This is a genomic window from Xenorhabdus bovienii SS-2004, assembly GCF_000027225.1.
In the GTDB taxonomy this organism is placed as follows: Bacteria; Pseudomonadota; Gammaproteobacteria; order Enterobacterales; family Enterobacteriaceae; genus Xenorhabdus; species Xenorhabdus bovienii_C.
Map to the genome: position 1 here is coordinate 1,641,834 of NC_013892.1, position 20,251 is coordinate 1,662,084.

The 20,251-nt window shown below is 42.0% G+C and carries 13 protein-coding genes; 4 read left to right on the forward strand and 9 right to left on the reverse strand.

Annotation, left to right across the window (positions count from 1 at the left end; all coding sequences use genetic code 11):
* Positions 1–103 precede the first annotated feature (103 nt).
* Together XBJ1_RS07230 and ggt are read left to right on the forward strand one after the other, a co-directional pair.
* A complete protein-coding gene (locus XBJ1_RS07230) occupies positions 104–706 on the forward strand; it encodes a peroxiredoxin C (RefSeq protein ID WP_012988185.1) in 603 nt (200 codons plus the stop codon).
* A gap of 233 nt (positions 707–939) precedes the next feature.
* Complete coding sequence (ggt, locus tag XBJ1_RS07235; RefSeq protein WP_012988186.1) at positions 940–2,703, forward strand: gamma-glutamyltransferase; 1,764 nt, start codon at positions 940–942, stop codon at positions 2,701–2,703.
* Positions 2,704–2,796: 93 nt separating this feature from the next.
* Here the strand turns inward: ggt and brnQ are convergent, their stop codons facing one another.
* From brnQ to phoB, 3 genes are all read right to left on the reverse strand, one after another.
* Entirely contained in the window at positions 2,797–4,137 is a 1,341-nt protein-coding gene (gene brnQ / locus XBJ1_RS07240; RefSeq protein ID WP_012988187.1) for a branched-chain amino acid transport system II carrier protein, read from the reverse strand.
* Between the two features lie 381 nt (positions 4,138–4,518).
* On the reverse strand, positions 4,519–5,832 hold the full coding sequence (gene phoR, locus XBJ1_RS07245) for a phosphate regulon sensor histidine kinase PhoR (protein ID WP_012988189.1): 1,314 nt from the start codon (positions 5,830–5,832) through the stop codon (positions 4,519–4,521).
* Positions 5,833–5,893: 61 nt separating this feature from the next.
* The gene (phoB, locus tag XBJ1_RS07250) at positions 5,894–6,583 is read right to left on the reverse strand and encodes a phosphate regulon transcriptional regulator PhoB (RefSeq protein ID WP_012988190.1); all 690 of its coding nucleotides are present in this window, start codon (positions 6,581–6,583) and stop codon (positions 5,894–5,896) included.
* Positions 6,584–6,859: 276 nt separating this feature from the next.
* Between phoB and sbcD the strand changes: the two genes are divergently transcribed.
* Positions 6,860–8,074, forward strand: a complete 1,215-nt coding sequence (gene sbcD, locus XBJ1_RS07255) for an exonuclease subunit SbcD (RefSeq protein ID WP_012988191.1) — start codon at positions 6,860–6,862, stop codon at positions 8,072–8,074.
* Positions 8,075–8,092: 18 nt separating this feature from the next.
* A complete protein-coding gene (locus tag XBJ1_RS07260; RefSeq protein WP_012988192.1) occupies positions 8,093–11,773 on the forward strand; it encodes an AAA family ATPase in 3,681 nt (1,226 codons plus the stop codon).
* A gap of 466 nt (positions 11,774–12,239) precedes the next feature.
* On the opposite strand, the gene XBJ1_RS07265 is transcribed toward XBJ1_RS07260, so the two are convergent.
* The 6 genes from XBJ1_RS07265 to XBJ1_RS22410 all read right to left on the reverse strand — a co-directional run bounded on the left by XBJ1_RS07265 (position 12,240) and on the right by XBJ1_RS22410 (position 20,219).
* The gene (locus XBJ1_RS07265) at positions 12,240–13,862 is read right to left on the reverse strand and encodes an ABC transporter substrate-binding protein (RefSeq protein WP_012988194.1); all 1,623 of its coding nucleotides are present in this window, start codon (positions 13,860–13,862) and stop codon (positions 12,240–12,242) included.
* A 72-nt stretch (positions 13,863–13,934) separates the two neighbouring features.
* On the reverse strand, positions 13,935–15,569 hold the full coding sequence (locus XBJ1_RS07270; RefSeq protein ID WP_012988195.1) for an ABC transporter substrate-binding protein: 1,635 nt from the start codon (positions 15,567–15,569) through the stop codon (positions 13,935–13,937).
* Positions 15,570–15,605: 36 nt separating this feature from the next.
* Positions 15,606–17,240 carry an ABC transporter substrate-binding protein gene (locus tag XBJ1_RS07275; protein WP_012988196.1) on the reverse strand — a complete coding sequence of 545 codons (1,635 nt, stop codon included), beginning with the start codon at positions 17,238–17,240 and terminating at the stop codon, positions 15,606–15,608.
* A 128-nt stretch (positions 17,241–17,368) separates the two neighbouring features.
* Positions 17,369–19,018 (reverse strand): ABC transporter substrate-binding protein, encoded by a 1,650-nt coding sequence (locus tag XBJ1_RS07280; RefSeq protein ID WP_012988197.1) that lies wholly within the window; start codon positions 19,016–19,018, stop codon positions 17,369–17,371.
* 258 nt (positions 19,019–19,276) lie between these two features.
* Entirely contained in the window at positions 19,277–19,945 is a 669-nt protein-coding gene (locus XBJ1_RS07285) for a bifunctional metallophosphatase/5'-nucleotidase (RefSeq protein ID WP_232503311.1), read from the reverse strand.
* Positions 19,899–20,219 carry a metallophosphoesterase gene (locus tag XBJ1_RS22410; RefSeq protein ID WP_012988199.1) on the reverse strand — a complete coding sequence of 107 codons (321 nt, stop codon included), beginning with the start codon at positions 20,217–20,219 and terminating at the stop codon, positions 19,899–19,901. The genes XBJ1_RS07285 and XBJ1_RS22410 overlap by 47 nt, the downstream gene beginning before the upstream one ends.
* Positions 20,220–20,251 lie beyond the last annotated feature (32 nt).

Sequence of the window (20,251 nt, forward strand, 5' to 3'; positions counted from 1 at the left end):
TCTATTATATCAATTGGTATTTTATCCTTTATTGCTTTACCTTAATTCCTTATGCTGTAACCCGTTTCTACATAACACCTTTTTAAAATCACAGGAGTCAATTATGGTTCTAGTAACCCGCCAAGCCCCTGACTTTACAGCCGCAGCGGTTCTCGGTAACGGTGAAATCGTTGATAATTTCAACCTGAAAAACCACCTGAATGGTCGTCCAGCCATTATCTTCTTCTGGCCAATGGACTTCACTTTTGTTTGCCCTTCTGAGCTGATCGCGTTTGATCACCGTTATGAAGAATTCAAAAAGCGCGGTGTTGAAGTCATCGGCATTTCCTTCGACTCTGAATTCGTTCACAACGCATGGCGTAAAACCCCAATCAGCGAAGGTGGCATCGGCGAAGTCAAATACCCAATGGTTGCTGACATCAAACGTGACATCATGAAATCTTACGGCATTGAGCACCCAGAAGCCGGTGTTGCCCTGCGTGGTTCTTTCCTGATCGACAAAAACGGTGTTGTTCGTCATCAAGTCGTTAACGATCTGCCACTGGGCCGTAACATCGATGAAATGCTGCGTATGGTTGACGCACTGCAATTCCACGAAGAGCACGGCGAAGTTTGTCCTGCACAGTGGGCAAAAGGTCAGGAAGGTATGGGTGCGTCCCCTGAAGGCGTCGCAAAATACCTGACCAAAAACGCTGATAAACTGTAATTCCCGTCAGAGTTGTCTCCATTGATAGCATCACGTTATTAATGAATTCCCCTAAACCAGCCACTCTGTCGGCTGGTTTTTTCTTAGCTAAAATTTCTCATTTTATTACCTTGCGCACAAAAAATTGCTTTTCAAAAATCCTAAGCGTTAGATAATGTTGATTACAAAAAATTAACATTGGTATCACAGTTCACGGAGTCCTACCCTAACCACTCATTCTTAGGAGTACCATCATGTTAAAAGCATGGAAAATGCCTTTTGTCGCTGTATCGCTCTTAGTTTCCTCCTCCCTCTATGCCGCTTATGAACCTGCCGTTGAAGCCAAACAAGGCATGGTAGTCAGTTCACAATACTTAGCTTCACAGGTTGGCGTCGATATTCTCAAAATGGGCGGGAACGCCATTGATGCCGCTGTTGCCGTTGGTTATGCCCAAGCAGTTGTCAATCCCTGCTGTGGCAACATTGGTGGCGGTGGTTTCATGACCATTCATCTGGCAAACGGCAAAGATACTTTCATTAATTTCCGTGAAACAGCACCTGCTGCGGCCAGCGCCAATATGTATCTGGACAAAGACGGGAGTGTCATCAAAGGTGCCAGTCTGTATGGCTATAAAGCTATTGGCGTCCCCGGCACAGTGATGGGATTAGATGCCGCACTGCACAAATACGGCTCAATGACCCGCGAACAAGTCATGGCACCGGCTATCAAGCTGGCGCGTGAAGGCTACATTTTGACTCGTGGTGATACTGATATTCTGGACACCACCGTCAAACGCTTTACCCAAGATCCAGAGGCCGCCCGTATTTTCTTGCGCAAGGATGGTACGCCTTTCCAACCCGGGGATAAGTTAGTCCAAACCGATTTGGCCAATACGCTGGAACTGATTGCTAAGAAAGGGCCAGATATCTTTTATCATGGCAAAATCCCCCAATTAGTTGAAGAATCATCGAAAAAATCAGGGGGAATTATCACAGCAGCAGATTTCGCCAACTATAACATTACAGAAACAACACCAGTCACTTGCAGCTATCGCGGTTATAAATTTATCTCTTCCCCACCACCTAGTTCTGGTGGCGTCACCTTATGCGAAATACTGAACATTGTTGAAGGCTATGATCTCAAATCCATGGGATTCAACTCCGCTGCTTATATCCATACATTGACAGAAGCCATGCGCCACGCCTACATGGACAGAAATACCTATCTGGGCGATCCTCAATTTATTAAGAACCCACTTGATCGGCTGTTAAGCAAAAGCTACGCAGAATCTATCAGAAAAGAGATCGAACCAAACAAAGCGACATCTTCAAAAAATGTTCAGCCGGGCGTTGGTCCCCATGAAAAACCAGAAACGACCCATTACTCTGTCGTAGATAAAGATGGCAATGCCGTATCAACCACTTACACAATCAACGGGCGTTTTGGGGCCGTCGTGATTGCACCGGGAACCGGCTTTTTCCTAAACGATGAAATGGATGATTTCACAACTAAAGTTGGGGAAAAAAACCTGTATGGGCTTGTTCAGGGAGCGACCAACTCCATCGCCCCCGGTAAGCGCCCACTATCATCGATGAGCCCAACACTCGTGACCAAAGATAACAAAATCTTTCTGGTATTGGGTTCTCCAGGCGGATCACGGATTATCTCCATCACCTTACAGGCTGCCTTGAATATCCTTGATTTTGGCATGCCACCGCAAGAAGCCGTCAACAGCCCGCGCATTCACCATCAATGGCTGCCTGATGAAGTCTACTATGAACAGCGTGGACTTTCGAAAGATACTCTAAATATGCTGGAAAAAATGGATTACAAAATGGTAGAACAGACACCGTGGGGCGCGGCGGAACTGATCATGATTGGATTGCCGGGTGCTGTCGGTGTCTCTCCCACCAACTCATCAGGCAATGATTCAGCGGTATCAGGCGTGGTTCGTGAAGGTTATATCTATGGCTCCAACGATGTCCGGCGACCTGCTGGTGCAGCCATTGGCTACTAAAAAAGCAGTGTAAAAGGTTGAGATAAACAAATCGATATAAAAAACAAGGGTGAGCAGTTTGATATGCTCACCCTTTTTACAGGTTTCAGGCTATCAGCCTTGATCCTGCTGCACTTCACGCTTTGGGACTTTGCTTTCTCCCACAATGAGATCATAGAGAGCACACACAACTACAGCTAGTATCGTTGGCAATAACCATGCCAGCCCTTTATCTGCCAACGGCAGATGAATTGCCCATGCTGGTAGTAAGTGAGACAGATACTCAGACGATTTCGCCGCATCCAAAACCCCGAACAGCAGGCTAACTACCATAGCAGGCGCCAGAATGCGAGTAACATTATTCCACCAGCGTACTGTGAAGCTCAACAGGATCAGCGCAATACAAGGCGGATAAATTGCTGTCAGTACCGGAATAGAGAATTTAATCAAGTGGTCTAATCCAAGATTAGAGACCAACATAGAGAAGATTCCGAGGATGAAAACCAACGTACGATAAGATAATGGCAAATAACGGCTGAAAAATTCAGCACAAGCACAGGTCAAACCAACCGCAGTTACCATGCAGGCAACGAAAATCAATACAGCAAGGAAGAAACTGCCATAACCGCCAAAGACATTCTGTACATAAGCATGCAGAATCACTGCACCATTTTCAGCCTTCGGCACCAATGTGCCACTACTTTCTCCCAACTTGAACAGAGATAGATATACCAGTACCAAGCCCAACCCTGCAATCAGACCTGCCCACATAGTATAGCGAGTCAACAGTGAAGAAGATTCAATACCTCTGGAGCGCGCAGCATTGACAATAACAATGCCGAATACCATGGCACCCAGTGTATCCATCGTTAAATAGCCATTCACAAAACCATTTGAGAACGGAATTTCTTTATAAGTTTGAATGGCAGGGATGGGATCACTTGCTGGCCACAACACCGCAGCAATTCCTAAAATACCCAGTGCCAGAATTTTGATCGGAGCCAGCACGCGTCCAACACTGTCCAGTAATTTCCCCGGATACAGAGAAACCAAGATCACCAGTGAAAAATAAACGATACTATAGATGAACAACGGAAGTTTGCCAGAGCCCATTAGCGGAGCAATCCCGACTTCAAAGGAAACAGTTGCAGTTCTAGGTATTGCAAATAAAGGGCCAACAGCCATATAGCAAACAGTAGCCAGTATCAAACCTGCTGTTTTACCGATAGGGGAACTTAGCGCTTCAATCCCGCCACCGACTTTCGCCAAAGCAATCACAGTGATGACCGGTAGACCAACCGCTGTAAGCAAAAAACCTAGCGCAGCGATCCAAACATTCTCACCTGCCTGCAAGCCAACCATGGGCGGAAAAATGATGTTCCCCGCGCCTACGAACAAGGCAAAAGTCATAAAACCTAATGCCCAAATATCCTTAGATGATAAACGGTATGCCATAATGATTGTTAATATATTGTTGTCAAAAGAATTGCATGTGCAATAGCCAGTATTGCAAATACTTGAATTTTCACTGGCGAAACCGGATTCTGCTTTGACAATAAGTGATCAACGTAATATTCACTGATAATCGGGAAATACAGAATGATAGTGGTAATTACAGCTAGAATCGCCAACAACTGCCCACAAGTAAAACTTTTATAGCGCCAAAAGGCAAGCATCAAACCAAAAAGCAGTACAATATACTAAAGTAATATTTAAAAGCAGTCATTCTTATTATCTATCACTGAATACACACTATATGATTTGCACTTTTTTCGCTCATATTGATTAATAAATCATTTTTCTGTCTGCATCGTTTACCACTAAATTATATTAAACTTATTGTTTTTTAATTAAATTCGGTTTGGCAGAAACAATAAGCCCGGGAGCCAATAAAAAACTAAATGTGGAACCTTTTCCCATCGTACTCGAAACCTCAAGATGGGTATTGTAGTGATGCAGTGCATGTTTCACTATCGCCAGCCCCAACCCGCTTCCCCCTGTTTGCCGAGAACGGGCACGGTCAACACGATAAAAACGCTCGGTCAGGCGCGGTAAATGCTCTGCACTGATCCCCGAACCATTATCCTGTACTTTAAACCATGCTCCCTGAGACGATTTACTCCAGCTAACCTCAATACGCGTTCCTGGCGGAGTATGATTAATAGCGTTATAAACCAGATTCGACATAGCGCTTCGCAGTTGTTCTTCGTTGCCGAAAACTTTCAATTTTTCATCAATATTAAACACGATATCCTGCTGGTTATTCGCCAATGCCAACGCTTCCTGCTGCAACAACACCAATAAGTCAGGCACATCAACCACCTCGTTCATATCCACTTGCGGCCCGGCTTCAATTCTGGAGAGGTGCAATAATTGCTTCACCAGACCGTCCATTCTCCGTACCTGCTCCTGCATCGTACTGAGCACCTTCTGATTTGCCCTATCGTTCAGTTCCTGCTCCTGCATCATCTCCAGATAACCTTGCAGTACCGTTAGTGGCGTTCTTAACTCATGGCTGACATTAGAGAAAAAATCCCGGCGGGCATTTTCCAACAATCGTTTTTGCGTAATATCACGGGCAACCATCAGTAACATCCGTTCTGCATAAGGCATCACCCGAAATTCCACCATACGGCCATTATTCAACTCAATGGATAAAGGACGGGAGAAATGACTGGCCGTAATATAGCGACTAAAATCTGGGTAACGCAGCAAATTGAAGATATGCTGACCATTATCCTCCGGCCAGCGGAAGCCTAACAAATGCTGGGCAAGACGGTTACACCAGAAAATATTACCTTCCGTCGTCATCATCACAATCGCATCCGGCAATGACTCAGCGCCACTGCGAAAGCGCTTGATCAATAATGCCAGTTCCCGGCGCCGCTTACGGTTGCGCTGCTGCAACTGATAAATACCGTAAAAGATTGGCTCCCATCCGCCACGCCCTGCTGGAGGTAACATACTGCGATCCAGCCATAACCAGTCAGATAATTTCAATAAATTGTAGCCATGCCATACCAATGCCAGAAATAACCCAATAACCAGCAGCCACGGTAAATATCCGATAAAGAGAGACAAAATGACCGCAGGCAGACAAAAAAGAACAAGCCCCAATACCAACTTCTTCCAGGATAAACGTTCAAGCACGTTATTCTCTCCGGCATGAAAATAGATTATTGCCAATCAGCACCAATGAGAAACAGATGCATTAATAACGAGTAGAAAAGCGATACCCTGTACCACGGACCGTCTGCACCATTCTATCGTGCCCTCCTACTTCTAACGCCTTACGCAAACGCCGGATATGCACATCAACGGTGCGATCTTCCACATAAACATTAGTGCCCCACACATAATTGAGCAATTGTTCACGACTATAAACACGCTCTGGATGCGTCATGAAAAAATGGAGCAGCTTGAATTCCGTTGGCCCCATTTCCACATTTTGCCCCTGACTGGAAACACGATGGGAGGAAGAGTCCAGTATCAGCCCATCCATATTGATAATATCTTCCGCCGACATGGGGGAAACGCGACGAAGAACCGCTTTGATACGAGCCACCAACTCCTTGGGAGAGAAAGGCTTAGTGATATAGTCATCCGCTCCGACATCAAGACCACGAACGCGATCTTCCTCCTCTCCACGAGCCGTTACCATCATGACAGGAATATCTCTGGTGCTGCTATCACGCTTCATCTGCTTAATAAGCTGTATTCCTGAACCTCCGGGAAGCATCCAATCCAATAACACCAAATCGGGATAAGGCTCCGACAAGCGCCAGACAGCAACATCATAGTCTTCTGCTTCAACGGTCTGATAGCCATTTTGTTCCAACACCAAACAAACCATTTCACGAATCTGGACTTCATCTTCAACTACCAAAATGCGTTTAGCCATGGTTGATCCCATTAATATTATTGAAGCCAGCAATATTCACCTTAAGTCATTATGAGTCAATTTTATGACAAATTTATGAAAATCCTATTTCTCAATTCTCAAACTGCAATCTATTTTGCATAGAATTTATGAGTGCTTTGTCATATTTCATTATGATTGCGAGCCCGCTCGAAAATTCGTGAACAAAGTCAGAATTCCACACGACAGACCTCAAACACTCATTATAATTAGCGCTTGAAACAGATAAGCAAGACTCTTGGGCAACGGTAGGAAAACATGCGAATCATTCATACGTCGGACTGGCATCTCGGGCAATATTTCTTTACCAAAAATCGTGCCGCAGAACATCAGCACTTTTTGCAGTGGCTTATTGAACAAATCATACGGCATCAGGTTGATGCATTGGTGATTGCCGGCGATATTTTTGATACTGGCTCTCCTCCCAGCTATGCCCGTGAGCTTTATAACCAGTTCGTTGTGGAGCTACGGCCCACTGGCTGCCAGCTTGTCATTCTTGGTGGAAACCATGATTCCGTCGCCACGCTCAATGAATCAAAAGCGCTATTCTCTTGTCTGAATACAACAGTAATAGCCAGTGCAGACGCCGACATCCAGCAGCAGATAAAAGTATTGAATAACAAAAATGGAGAAGCGGGAGCCATTCTCTGTGCCATTCCTTACCTGCGTCCACGGGATATCATGACCAGCCAGGCCGGTCAGTCAGCCACGCAAAAACAGCAGGCATTGCAGAATGCCATTACTGAACACTATCACCAGCTTTATCAGCAAGCTGATGCATTACGGGAAAAACTCGGCCAGCCATTGCCGATTATTGCAACCGGACACCTGACCACGGTGGGTGCTTCCACCTCAGATTCTGTTCGAGATATTTACATTGGTACGTTGGACGCATTCCCCGCACAAGCATTCCCACCTGCTGATTATATTGCATTAGGGCATATCCACCGCCCACAGATCATCGCTAAATCAGAGCATATCCGTTACAGCGGCTCCCCGATCCCCCTGAGTTTTGATGAAGTCGGGCAAGAAAAAAGCGTCTGTCTGGTTGATTTTAAAGAAGACAAATTTGATAACGTCACTCTTTTGCCCATCCCAAACTATCAACCGATGCAGTTGATCCGTGGAAATCTGCAACAGATTGAGGCTCAGTTGCAGACATTCAAAGCATATCAGGGAGAACGTCCTGTCTGGCTGGATATTGAAGTCGCGACTCAAGATTACCTGCCTGATATCCAAAAACGCATCCAAACTATGACTACGGATCTACCCGTTGAAATCATTCTGTTACGGCGCAGAAAGGCGGCACGCCAAATTTCCCTGTCTGAAACAAATAAAGAGACGCTCAATGAACTCAGCGTGCATGAAGTCTTCGAACGACGGCTAGCACTGGCTGAGATTGAAGATCAGCCCCAGAAGCAACGCCTGACGACCCTGTTTAAGCAAACGCTGGATGATATTTCTCAGCAATAATATTGAGGATTCGCGCACATGAAAATTCTTAGCTTACGGCTGAAAAATATCAACTCTCTGCAAGGTGAATGGAAAATTGATTTTACGGCAGAGCCTTTTGCCAGCAATGGATTATTCGCCATCACAGGCCCAACAGGAGCAGGAAAAACCACCTTACTGGATGCCATCTGCCTTGCCCTTTACCACGAAACACCACGGCTCGGTACTATTTCTGCTATCCAGAATGAGTTGATAACTCGTCATACTGCGGAATGCTTGGCAGAAGTGGAATTCGAAGTCAAAGGCGTAGCTTATCGTGCATTCTGGAGCCAGCGCCGCGCCCGTAACCAAGCTGATGGAAAACTCCAACCTCCAAAAGGCGAATTGGTGGACAAGAGAACGGGCAAGATTTTAGCCGATAAGATCCCTGATAAAAAAGAAAAGATCGCTGAAATAACCGGTCTTGATTTCAAACGTTTTACCAAATCCATCCTTCTGTCACAGGGTGATTTTGCCGCATTTTTAAATGCAGATGATAAAGATCGGGCTGATTTACTGGAAGAACTGACGGGGACAGAAATTTACGGCATTCTGTCTCAGGAAATTTATCAACGTCATAAACAAGCCCAATCTGAACTGAATATTCAGCAGGCCACCGCTTCCAGTATCGAGTTATTAACACCGGAGCAAATAGAAAATTACCAAAACGAACAGCAACAACTTACTGCAGCAGAAACTCAACTCAGCCAACAGATTAAGGCTTTTCGATCTGCCGAGCAGTGGCTTATCCGGCAAAATGAATTACAACAATCAATAGCGGGCAACACGTTGCTTTTGCAGCAGGCTGAACAGGCCATACAAAACGCGCAACCGCAATTACAACAGCTTACCGCCAGCGAACCCGCAGAAAAAATCCGTTCACTATGGGATGCGCAAAACCGAGCCTTTAGTGAAAAACAACGAATTACTGAACAACGTATAAAAATAGAACATGATCGCCAGCAACAACTTTCTTTGTTACAGCCAGCTCAACAACAGCTTACCGATTTGGAAAAAACACGGGAAGAACACCAGCAACAGCAAATCCAACAGGAAAAGCTCATCTCAGAGCAGGTTATACCACTCGATCACAAGATTGATACGCAATCAAAAGATCTGCTTACGTTAGAAAAGGAAATAACCAAGCAAGATCGTGAACTGACAGAAATCTCCGCCCAATACCAAGTAGCGCAAAGTCGCAAAGATACGCTACATAATGAACAAAAAACGCTGGAAACATACGACGATCAGCACCCTTATTGCCGTAGTTTGGACAGCAAACTCCCTGAGTGGAAACAATTATTTTCACGTCAGAAAGAGAAGCAAGTGCAGATAGCCAAACTGACACAAAAAACACAGCAGATTGGCACTGAACTGGCTCGTATAACCGATCACTTGAATACATTGAATGCAGAGTTGGCCGAACAGACAGAGCAAAACCAACCACTGCACGACAATCTGATACTTACCGAAAAGCAACTGATTGATTTGCAGAAAATTCATCCACTGGAACAACTGCAAAAACAGCTATCAGACTATCAGGAACAACTGAAATCACAGAATCAACTTGAGATATTATTGCCTCAGATCCAGCAATTACAGGCCACGATCTCAACTAATCAAACTCAATTATCACAGTCTCAGGCATTACTGGAACCCTTGCCGACTCAGATCAGTACGCTAGATCAACAGCTAACGGAAAAACAGCAGCATCATGAAGATCTTGCTGATCGAATTCGTTTGGAACAGCGGATCACCAGTCTGGAACAGGAGCGTTCACAGTTAAAAGAAGGTGAAGCCTGCCCACTGTGTGGCGCCACACAACACCCTTTAGTCACCGAATACCAGAACATTGCCCTGTCACAATCAGAAGAACGCTTAAAATCTCTACGCCATCAAATAGATCAGCTACAAACAAACCGTTCTGCCCTACAGCAGAAACAGCAGATTCAACAGAAAAATAATCAACAATTACAGCAAAATACGACTCAATTAACCGAGAAACTGACAAAAATAACACAACAGTGGAAGCATCACTGCCAACAGTTACAATCCGCTGAATTACCAATGGAAACAGACCCTGTCGACAATTTCATTGGCCAACGGCAAACTGCCTATCAGCAATATCAAAGGCAATACGACGCATTATTACACGCAGAGAAAGTACATCAAGCGGCGGAAAAAGCGCTATCGGCCAACCGTGAACAGCACAAAGCATCTGAACAAGCTATTGAGCTGGAAAAGGTCAAATTAGATTCACACCAAAAACAACTGGCAGAAAATACGGCAGAACTTCAACAGGCAGAAACTGAATACACAACCACGACAGAGCTATTAGTCAGCGAATTACAGCATACACCTTTTACCCTTCCCTCTCTGCAAGAAGTGACAATCTGGCTGCAACAACGCGAAACTGAGTTAAAAACCTACCATGATTCACGCGAAAGATGGCAACAGTTACAGCAAGAACAGGCTGCCCTGCAAAGTCAATCGAATGAATTAGAGAAGCAAAAAACTAAGCTGACGATCCTCCTTCACGCCCTTAACGAAAAACAGCAGCAGCAAAAACAGTTACTGGAACAAATAACTCAGGAACGTCATCATTTATTTGGGGAAAGATCCGTTAGCACCGTTCGTCAGACATTACAGCAAAAGACTAATGAGCTGGACATCGCGTACAAACAGGCTACTTCACACCTGCAACAGCGACAAAACGTGATGAACCAACTCACTGGTGCAGTTAGTGAAATTGAAAGAAACAGCAATACCGCCGAAACACAATGCAAACTTACCGCCAGCGCTTTCCAAAGCGGATTGGAACAACAGGGATTTGCCGATCAATCTGCCTTTGAACAGGCCCTACTGGAACCTGAACAACGGGAAAAGCTGCAACAATTGCAAGAACAACTTACACAGTATCATTTGCAAGCCAAAACACGGCACCATGAATCAGAAACCGCCTTACAGCGACATGCTGAAACACAGCCCCAATTACTTGAACAATATGAACCGACGCAAGTATCCGTGATATTAGCTAACATTAGTGAAGAATTGAAACGTAACAATCAACAGCAAGGTGAAGTCAAAACCATACTGAACAGTGATGCTATGCGTCGGCAAAAACAACAAACACTTCTGACACAAATTTCCCACTTACAACAAAACTATGATGATTGGAGTTACCTCAATAACCTGATTGGTTCCGCAGACGGTGCTAAATTCCGCCGGTTTGCTCAAGGATTAACTCTGGATCATTTAGTCCATCTGGCGAATATTCGACTGGAAAAATTACATGGGCGCTACGATTTGCAACGCAAAGATGATGGAGGGCTGGAATTGCAAATCGTCGATACCTGGCAAGCAGATGCCGTTCGGGATACCAAAACCCTCTCTGGTGGCGAAAGCTTCCTCGTCAGCCTGGCACTCGCACTGGCGCTGTCTGATCTCGTGAGTAACAAAACCCAGATAGAATCCCTATTCCTTGATGAAGGCTTTGGCACACTTGATCCGGAAACCCTTGATATCGCTCTGGATGCATTGGATCACTTGAATGCGTCAGGAAAAACAATAGGAGTCATCAGCCATGTTGAAGCAATGAAAGAACGCATTCCTGTTCAGATCAAAGTGGAAAAAGTGAATGGCTTGGGGGTCAGTAGACTGGCATCAGAATTTCGGGTTTAAATTATAACACGTTGATTTAAAATATAAATTTATTGATGCGTATGGTGTGTATATGATAAAGCACTATAATAATATTCTCCTAAAATACAGGTATAGAGGTGAGTATCACCTCATATGCCTCTCATCGATTTAATAAATTGGAATAACAGGAATGTCTTTAATCATCACATCAAGCGATTGCTAATAAAATTGTTTATCATTCATTTCACTGGCTTTTTTAACCAGATGATCAAAAACTTTATTTGAATATAGTGGCGTATTATTAGGGGTTATAATAAAAATACTTAAAAAAGCCATCGGACTATTATAATCGGCAATCCATGTATCTCTGACCAATTAAAATTTTCCCTGTTGCATATAATCCAACATGGCTTTCCGCTCCTGATTTTGCAGCCCCATTTTCTACTATAAAAATTAATTTTCACAACCATAGCCTGTTAACACAGGCTATGGTTCCTTGATGAATTCAATGCTGGATAATATATATTTTTTTTGTCGAAATATACCCCATCGGGTTGACATAAAACCCACCAACATAAGGCTTTACCATTTTCGCATTAATATAATAATAAATAGGAATGACCGGTGAATCTGTGGTAATGACATCTAATCCTTGCTGATAATACAACTTATCATTAGTCTCTCCTGCTTTTTTTATTAAAGCATCGTAATTATTATTTTCATATAGTGAAGTATTTTTAACTTGCCCTGACATAAACATACTTAAAAATGTCATAGGGCTATTATAATCGGCAATCCATGCTCTTCTGATAACATCGAATTTACCTTGATGCATATTATCAAGCATCACTTTCCATTCTTGATTCTGCAAAACCGCATCAACACCGAGGTTTTTTTTCCACATCGAGCTAACCGCAATGGCAATTTTCTTATGCGCTTCTGAGGTGTTATAAATTAAGTTAAATCTGAGCGGATTATTCTGATTAAATCCGGCCTCATTCAATAATGTTTTAGCTTTTTCAATTCGCCGAGCCTGAGTCCATGAAGCATAATCAGGTTCTGTAAATTTAAACCCTCCAACATTGGGAGGAACAATCGTATAAGCCGGCTTCTGCCCTTGCCCCAATATCTTCTTAACAATCACCTCTCTATCTACAGCTAAATTCAGTGCCTGCCTCACCTTCATATTATCAAACGGTGGTTTTTTATTATTAATTTCGTAAAAATAAACGCCTGTTTGAGGAGAGATATAGATTTGATCGTTCATTGTATTCTTGAGTGATTCAAAAGAATCCAATGGAATAGTGTTGGTAATATCAATTTCTCCTGCCAAATAACGGTTTAGATCTGCTTTATCTGAAGAGAGAGGAAGATAAGTCACTTTATTAATAACCGTATTTTTATCATCCCAATAATGGGGATTTCTGACACCGATGACTTTTTCATTAACGACCCATTCTGACAATTTAAATGGCCCGCTACCGACAAAAGATTCCGGCCTTGTCCATTTATTGCCATATTTTTTAATCACTTTTTCATTGAGCGGAACCATAACAGGATGGGTCAATATCTGTAAAAAATCCCCCATCGGTTTATCTAGACTGACTTCTAAGGTCACATCATCCAATGCTTTTACTCCAAGCTCCTCACCTTTCTTCTTGCCTCTGAGCACATCATTTGCATTTACAATCGCCGCATTCTCAAGATAACTACCGTAAGGAGAAACAATATCGGGATCAACCAGGCGCCGCCAACTAAACACGATATCATTAGCAGTGATTGGTGCGCCATCTGACCATTTAATATCTTTCCTAAGATGGAAAACCCATGTTTTATTATCACGGGTTTCCCAACGCTCTGCCAATCTCGGCTCTATATGACCTTTTCTGTCGGTATAAACCAGCCCATCAAAAAAATCATGAATGATATTGAATTCAACATCACTTGAAACTTTGTGTACATCTAATGAAGCAGGTTCTGCCCCATTATTACGCACAACCTCCTGCTTAGAGGCCAATTTTATACCATCAAGAACAACCGCAGCATGGGACAATGCAATATTTCCCAACATCATCGCAATAGCACAAGAAAGTATTTTTATCTTTTTGTTTATTGTGATTTTATTCATATTTCACTCTCCATCATCGTATTTATTTTTACATTTAACTTAAATCCTTCGTGGAAAAATATTCACTCTCATTTAATGCTTAATGATATAAAGGTCTTTTGTCGAGACATAACCTCTTGGATCAATATAAACCCCACCTAGATAAGGCTTTACCATTTTTGCATTGATATAATAATAAACAGTAATAACCGGCGAGTCGTTAGTGAAAATATCCATAGCCTGTTGATAATAATCTTTTTTATTCGTCTCCCCTGATTTTATAACCAGTTCATCTAAATCTTTATTAGAATATTTTGATGAATTTTGCGTACTATCTGACATGAAAATATTTAAAAAACTCATCGGGCTGTTGTAATCGCCAACCCATCCATATCTGGCAACATCAAACTTCCCTTGATATTTATTATCCAACATAACTTTCCATTCTTGATTCTGCAACACTGCATCGACACCAAGATTCTTTTTCCACATAGAGCTGACCGCAATGGCAATTTTCTTATGCGCTTCTGAGGTGTTATAAAGTAAGTTAAATCTGAGAGGATTATTTTGATTAAATCCGGCTTCATTCAGCAATGATTTGGCTTTTTCAATCCGCTGGTTTTGTGTCCAGGATGCATAATCAGGCTGTTGGAAATCAAAGCCACCGGTTTTCGGTGGAAGGAGTGTATAAGCAGGTTTTTGGCCTTGTCCCAAGACTTTATTGGCGATAATGTCCCTATCCACAGCCAGACTCAGTGCCTGCCTGACTCTAACATCATTGAAGGGGGGCTTTTGTATATTAAATTCATAATAATAGACGCCCAGCCTTGGAGAAATATAAATTTGTTCACCTGAGTTTTTCTTTAATGATGCGAAGGATTCCAATGGAATAGTCAGAGTGATATCAATTTCTCCTGCCAAATAACGGTTTAGATCTGCTTTATCTGAAGAGAGAGGAAGATAAGTCACTTTATTAATAACCGTATTTTTATCATCCCAATAATGGGGATTTCTGACACCGATGACTTTTTCATTAACGACCCATTCTGATAATTTAAATGGCCCGCTACCGACAAAATACTCAGGTTTTGTCCATTTATCGCCATATTTTTTAATTGCTTTTTCACTAACAATCACCATAACCGGGTGAGCCAGCATCTGTAAAAAGTCTCCTACTGGCCGGTCTAACTTCACTTCCAGCGTAAAATCATCCAGCGCTTTTATACCCAAATCTTCCGCTTGCTTCTTACCTGTAAGTATATCATTCGCGTTAACTACAGTGGCATTAACCAGATAACTGCCATAAGGAGAACCCATTTGAGGATTAAGCAGGCGCTGCCAGCTAAATACCACATCATGCGCGGTAATGGGTGAACCATCAGACCATTTAGCGCCTTTTCTTAAATGAAAAATCCAAGTTTGATTATCTTTCGTCTCCCAACTTGTTGCCAGTTTTGGTATGATGTCACCTTTATTATCCGTGTAAACCAAACCATCAAAAAAATCATGAATAATATTAAATTCAGTATCGCTTTCTACTTTATGTACATCCAGAGATGCGGGTTCTGAACCATTATTACGCACAATTTCCTGTTTATCAGCCAGTTGCGTACCCGGTGGGACAACCGCAGCATGGGATAAAGTCATATTTCCCATAATAATAACGATAGAACAGGATAATGATTTAATTATTTTTTTCGTTATTAACTCTATTTTATTTTTTTTCATATTATTCTCCATAATTATATTTATAATATATTTTATCTAATGTTTAATTATATACAAATCTTTTGTGGAAATATAATCCATTGGATTAATGTAAATCCCACCGACATACGGTTTTACCAATTTATTACTAACGTAATAGTAGATAGGAATGATTGGCATATCATTGGTGAAAATATTCATAGCTTTTTGATAATAGATTATATCATTGGTTTCACCTGCTTTAATCACCATCTGATCAAAATCGCTATTTTCATATAAGGGTATGTTATGACTACTTCCTGTGATGAACGTATCCAAGAAAGACATAGGGCTATTATAATCCGCAGTCCATGCGTATCTGACAACATCAAACTTATTTTGATGCATATTATCTAACATCACCTTCCATTCTTGATTTTGCAAGTTGGCTTGAACACCAAGATGTTTTTTCCACATTGAAGTAACGGCTATAGCAATTTTCTTATGCGCTTCTCTTGTATTATAAAGCAGGTTAAATTGCAGTGGATTATCTTGATTAAAGCCCGCTTCATTCAATAATTCTCTAGCTTTTTTAATACGTTGTTCTTGTGTCCAAGAGGCAGCTTCAGGTGGTACTAAATTGAATCCCCCCGTATTTGGCGGAATAATATCATAGGCAGGTCGTTGACCCTGTCCCAATACTTTATCAGCAATAACGTCTCTATCTACGGCTAAACTTAATGCCTGCCTCACCCTGACATCATCAAATGGCGGCTTTTTAGTATTGAAGACGTAATAGTAAGTACTCAACATGGGAGCAATATGAACCTGATCGCCCAATTTTTTCTTTAATGACGCAAAGGAATCCAATGCAATAGACTGGGTGATATCAATTTCGCCTGCGAGATAGCGGTTTAAATCTGCTTTTTCTGATACAACAGAAAGATAAGTTACTTTATTGATTACAGTGTTCTTATCATCCCAGTACTGAGGGTTTCTGACACCAACCACGTTTTCATTCACTTTCCATTCAGACAGTTTAAAAGCGCCACTAGAAACAAAAACGTCTGGCTGCATCCATTTATCACCATATTTTTTAACGGCTTTTTCACTGATAGGCACCAAAGTCGGGTGAGTCAACATCTGCAATAAATAAGCGACAGGCTTCTCTAATTTGACTTCCAAGGTAAAATCATCCGTCGCTTTTACACCCAGCTCTTGTTTTTTCTTCTTACCTGACAGTATGTCGTTTGCATTAACCACAAAAGCGGAGCCGAGGTAACTGCTATAAGGAGATCCTATCTCTGGATCAAGTAAGCGTTGCCAGCTAAAAACCACATCGTGAGCCGTAATCGGTGAACCATCAGACCATTTGCTGCCTTTTCTGATATGGAAGATCCAAGTCTGGTTATCCTTCGTTTCCCAGCTTTCCGCTAATCTGGGCACAATATTGCCTGTGCTATCGGTGTAAACCAAACCATCAAAAAAATCATGGATAATATTCAACTCAACATTACTTTCAACTTTATGCACATCCAAAGAGGCAGGAAATGAACCATTATTACGCACAATTTCCTGTTTATCGGCTAACTGGGTTCCGGGCGGAACTACTGCTGCATGAGATTGCGCGATATTTGCCAATATAATCGCTATAGAGCAGGTGAGTATTTTGGTTGTTTTATTTTTTATAAACTTAGTCATGATATCTTTCATTTTTATCATCTCCATTATTGTCATTATTTTTTATTACATCACATTACCATTTTATTGTAATTACGACTTAAATTAATCTATTCATGTAATAACAGTCTGTTTAACCAGGCTCTTATTTTCGATAAAATCTAGTGTTTAATAATATACAAATCTTTTGTTGGAACATCCCCTAACGGGCTAATATGAACCCCGCCAACATAAGGTTTTACTAATTTAGTGCGAACATAATAATAAACAGGAATGGCAGGTGAATCTTGAGTGAGGATATCAAGTGCCCGCTGATAATATATTTTGTCGTTGGTTTCATCCGCCTTTAATACCCATTGATCAAATTTTTTATTACTATATTGCGGTATATTATTGGTATTTCCTGTGGTAAAAATATCTAAAAAAGATGTCGGGCTATTATAATCCGCATTCCATGCGTATTTGACAACCTCAAAATTTCCTTGAGACATGGTATCGTACAATGATTTGCTTTCTTGGTTTTGTAAAACAACTTCAACACCGAGGTTCTTTTTCCACATCGAACTGGCTGCAATGGCAATTTTTTTATGGGTATCTGACGTGTTATACAACAAGGTAAATTTGAGCGGGTTATTTTCATTAAAACCGGCTTCATTCAGTAACGCTTTGGCTTTTGCAACACGCTGTTCTTGTGTCCATGAGGCATAATCAGGATGTTTTAAAAAAATTCCCCCACTACCGGGATAAACTACATCGAAAGCGGGTTTTTGCCCATTCCCCAATACCTTGTCAGTAATAATAGCTCTGTCCAACGCTAAAGTCAGTGCTTGCCTGACCCGAACATCATTAAATGGCGGTTTTTGCGTATTAAAAAGATAATAATAAACGCTCATTATGGGCGAAATATGGAATTGATCGCCAAACTTCTTTTTGAGTGTTGGAAAGAAATCCGATGGGCCACCGTTGGATATATCAAGCTCTCCTGCCATATAACGATTGAGGTCAGCTTTATAGTCTGACAGTGGCAGATAGGTGACTTTGTTAATCACCGTATGCTTATCATCCCAATAGTAAGGATTTCTGACACCCACAATTTTTTCATTCACTATCCACTCAGAGAGTTTAAAAGGCCCGTTGCTGACAAAAAATTCGGGTTGTGTCCATTTATTCCCATATTTTTTGACAACCTTTTCACTAATGGGAGACATTACCGGATGCGCTATCATTTGTAATAAATCCGCTTTTGGCCTTCCCAAAGTGACTTCTATGGTTGCATCATCCAGTGCTTTCACACCGAGTTCTTCGGGTTTTTTCTTGCCCGATAACACATCATATGCATTCACCACAGTTGCCTGAACCAAATAGCTACCATAAGGAGAAATAATGTCAGGCGTAACCATTCGCCGCCAAGAGAAAACCACATCATGAGCAGTGATGGGTGAACCATCTGACCATTTAATACCTTTTCTTAAATGGAAAACCCACGTTTTATTATCGTTGGTTTCCCAACGTTCAGCTAAAGCAGGAATAATTTTATCTTCTTTATCGATAGCCACCATCCGTTCAAAAAAATCACGCAGAATATCAAATTCACTGCTGCTGTCGGATTTATGAGGGTCTAAAGAGACGGGTTCTGAAAAATTATTACGCGTGATTTCTTGTTTATCGGCTAATTGTGTACCAGAAGGAATAATGGCTGCATAAGAGTAAGTTACACTCCCTAGTATAAGACTCACAATACAGGTTAATGCTTTAGCAACTTTATTTTTTATTAAGCTCACCATAAAATTCTGCATATTGATATTCTCCATAGATATTTTGATTATTATTAATAAATATTACATATATCACTATTACCTTAATGATCATGGCTATTACAGTTAATGCCTTCGTGTAATTCACCTGTTTAATTTACCTAAACTCCGTCAGAGCTGCTTACACGTAACGTAAAAAGCAACGCCAGATAAGTAGCGTTGCTCTTAATTATCAGAATCAGCACGATACTTACAGTATCTTTGATTTGCCTGTTTTATCTACAGTAATTTTCGTTATCTCTTACTGAGGTCACATTATTTTCTATTTATATCAACGATACGATCCTGTTTTGGATAAATAATCGGAGACTTTTTAGCGAAGTAGTTAACGATAGCTTCTATATCAGGGACGCTGTAAACAGAATTTGTTCCCTCTTTAAATACAGAGAAATTACTGCCCCCCGTTGCCAGATATTCATTGGCCGCCACGCGATATTTCGCTTTTAAGTCTACAGGCTTACCATTGATTTTCATCGAACTGAACATGACACGGTTCCCCACGGGTTTTGAGCTATCCCATGCGTATTCGAAACTGTGAGATATCGCCAGAACCTGTGGCCGTGAACGATCCCACTGCTGTTCCAGCAGACGTTTGATCTGCTCGCCAGTCAATGTCTTGGTCACCAGTATATTTGAAAACGGCTGAACGGTATAAATTGCGTTGTACGTCACATCGCCGGCATCCATCGGGGCGCGGATACCACCGCTATTCACAAACGCAAGTTGCGCTCCCCCCGCCTTTTTTGGCGCGGTGGTGAATAAGTGAGCGTCAGCAATGACTTTACCCAACGAGGATTCGCCACCACGGGTTGTCTGTTGAGTCAGACTGCTTTCCAGTTTGCCGATCACGCTGTTTGCCAGCGGAGTGGCAATTTTTTCATAGGCAGACAGCAAGGGACAGAGCTTCAATGCTCGGCTCGTCATGAAACATAGAAGATAGCAGCGGGCTGGCGCCTATCATGTCACCCGCAGCAACCACGATATTATTCGGATTCTCTTGCTTCAGTTCTTTCAGTAGCGTTGCCATATGTTCGATACCCCCCGGCTGATTTGCACCGGGTGCTTTCAGGGCGCCATGAAAGTCATTCAAGGCCAGTACCCGAACATCAACTCTATTTGCTGTGTCATCAGCAGGTTTAGTTGCACATCCCGCCGCCGTCAATGCCAGAACAATAGGCAATAGTTTAAAAAAACGCATAGTGAGAAATCCTTTATCAATGATAACAATCA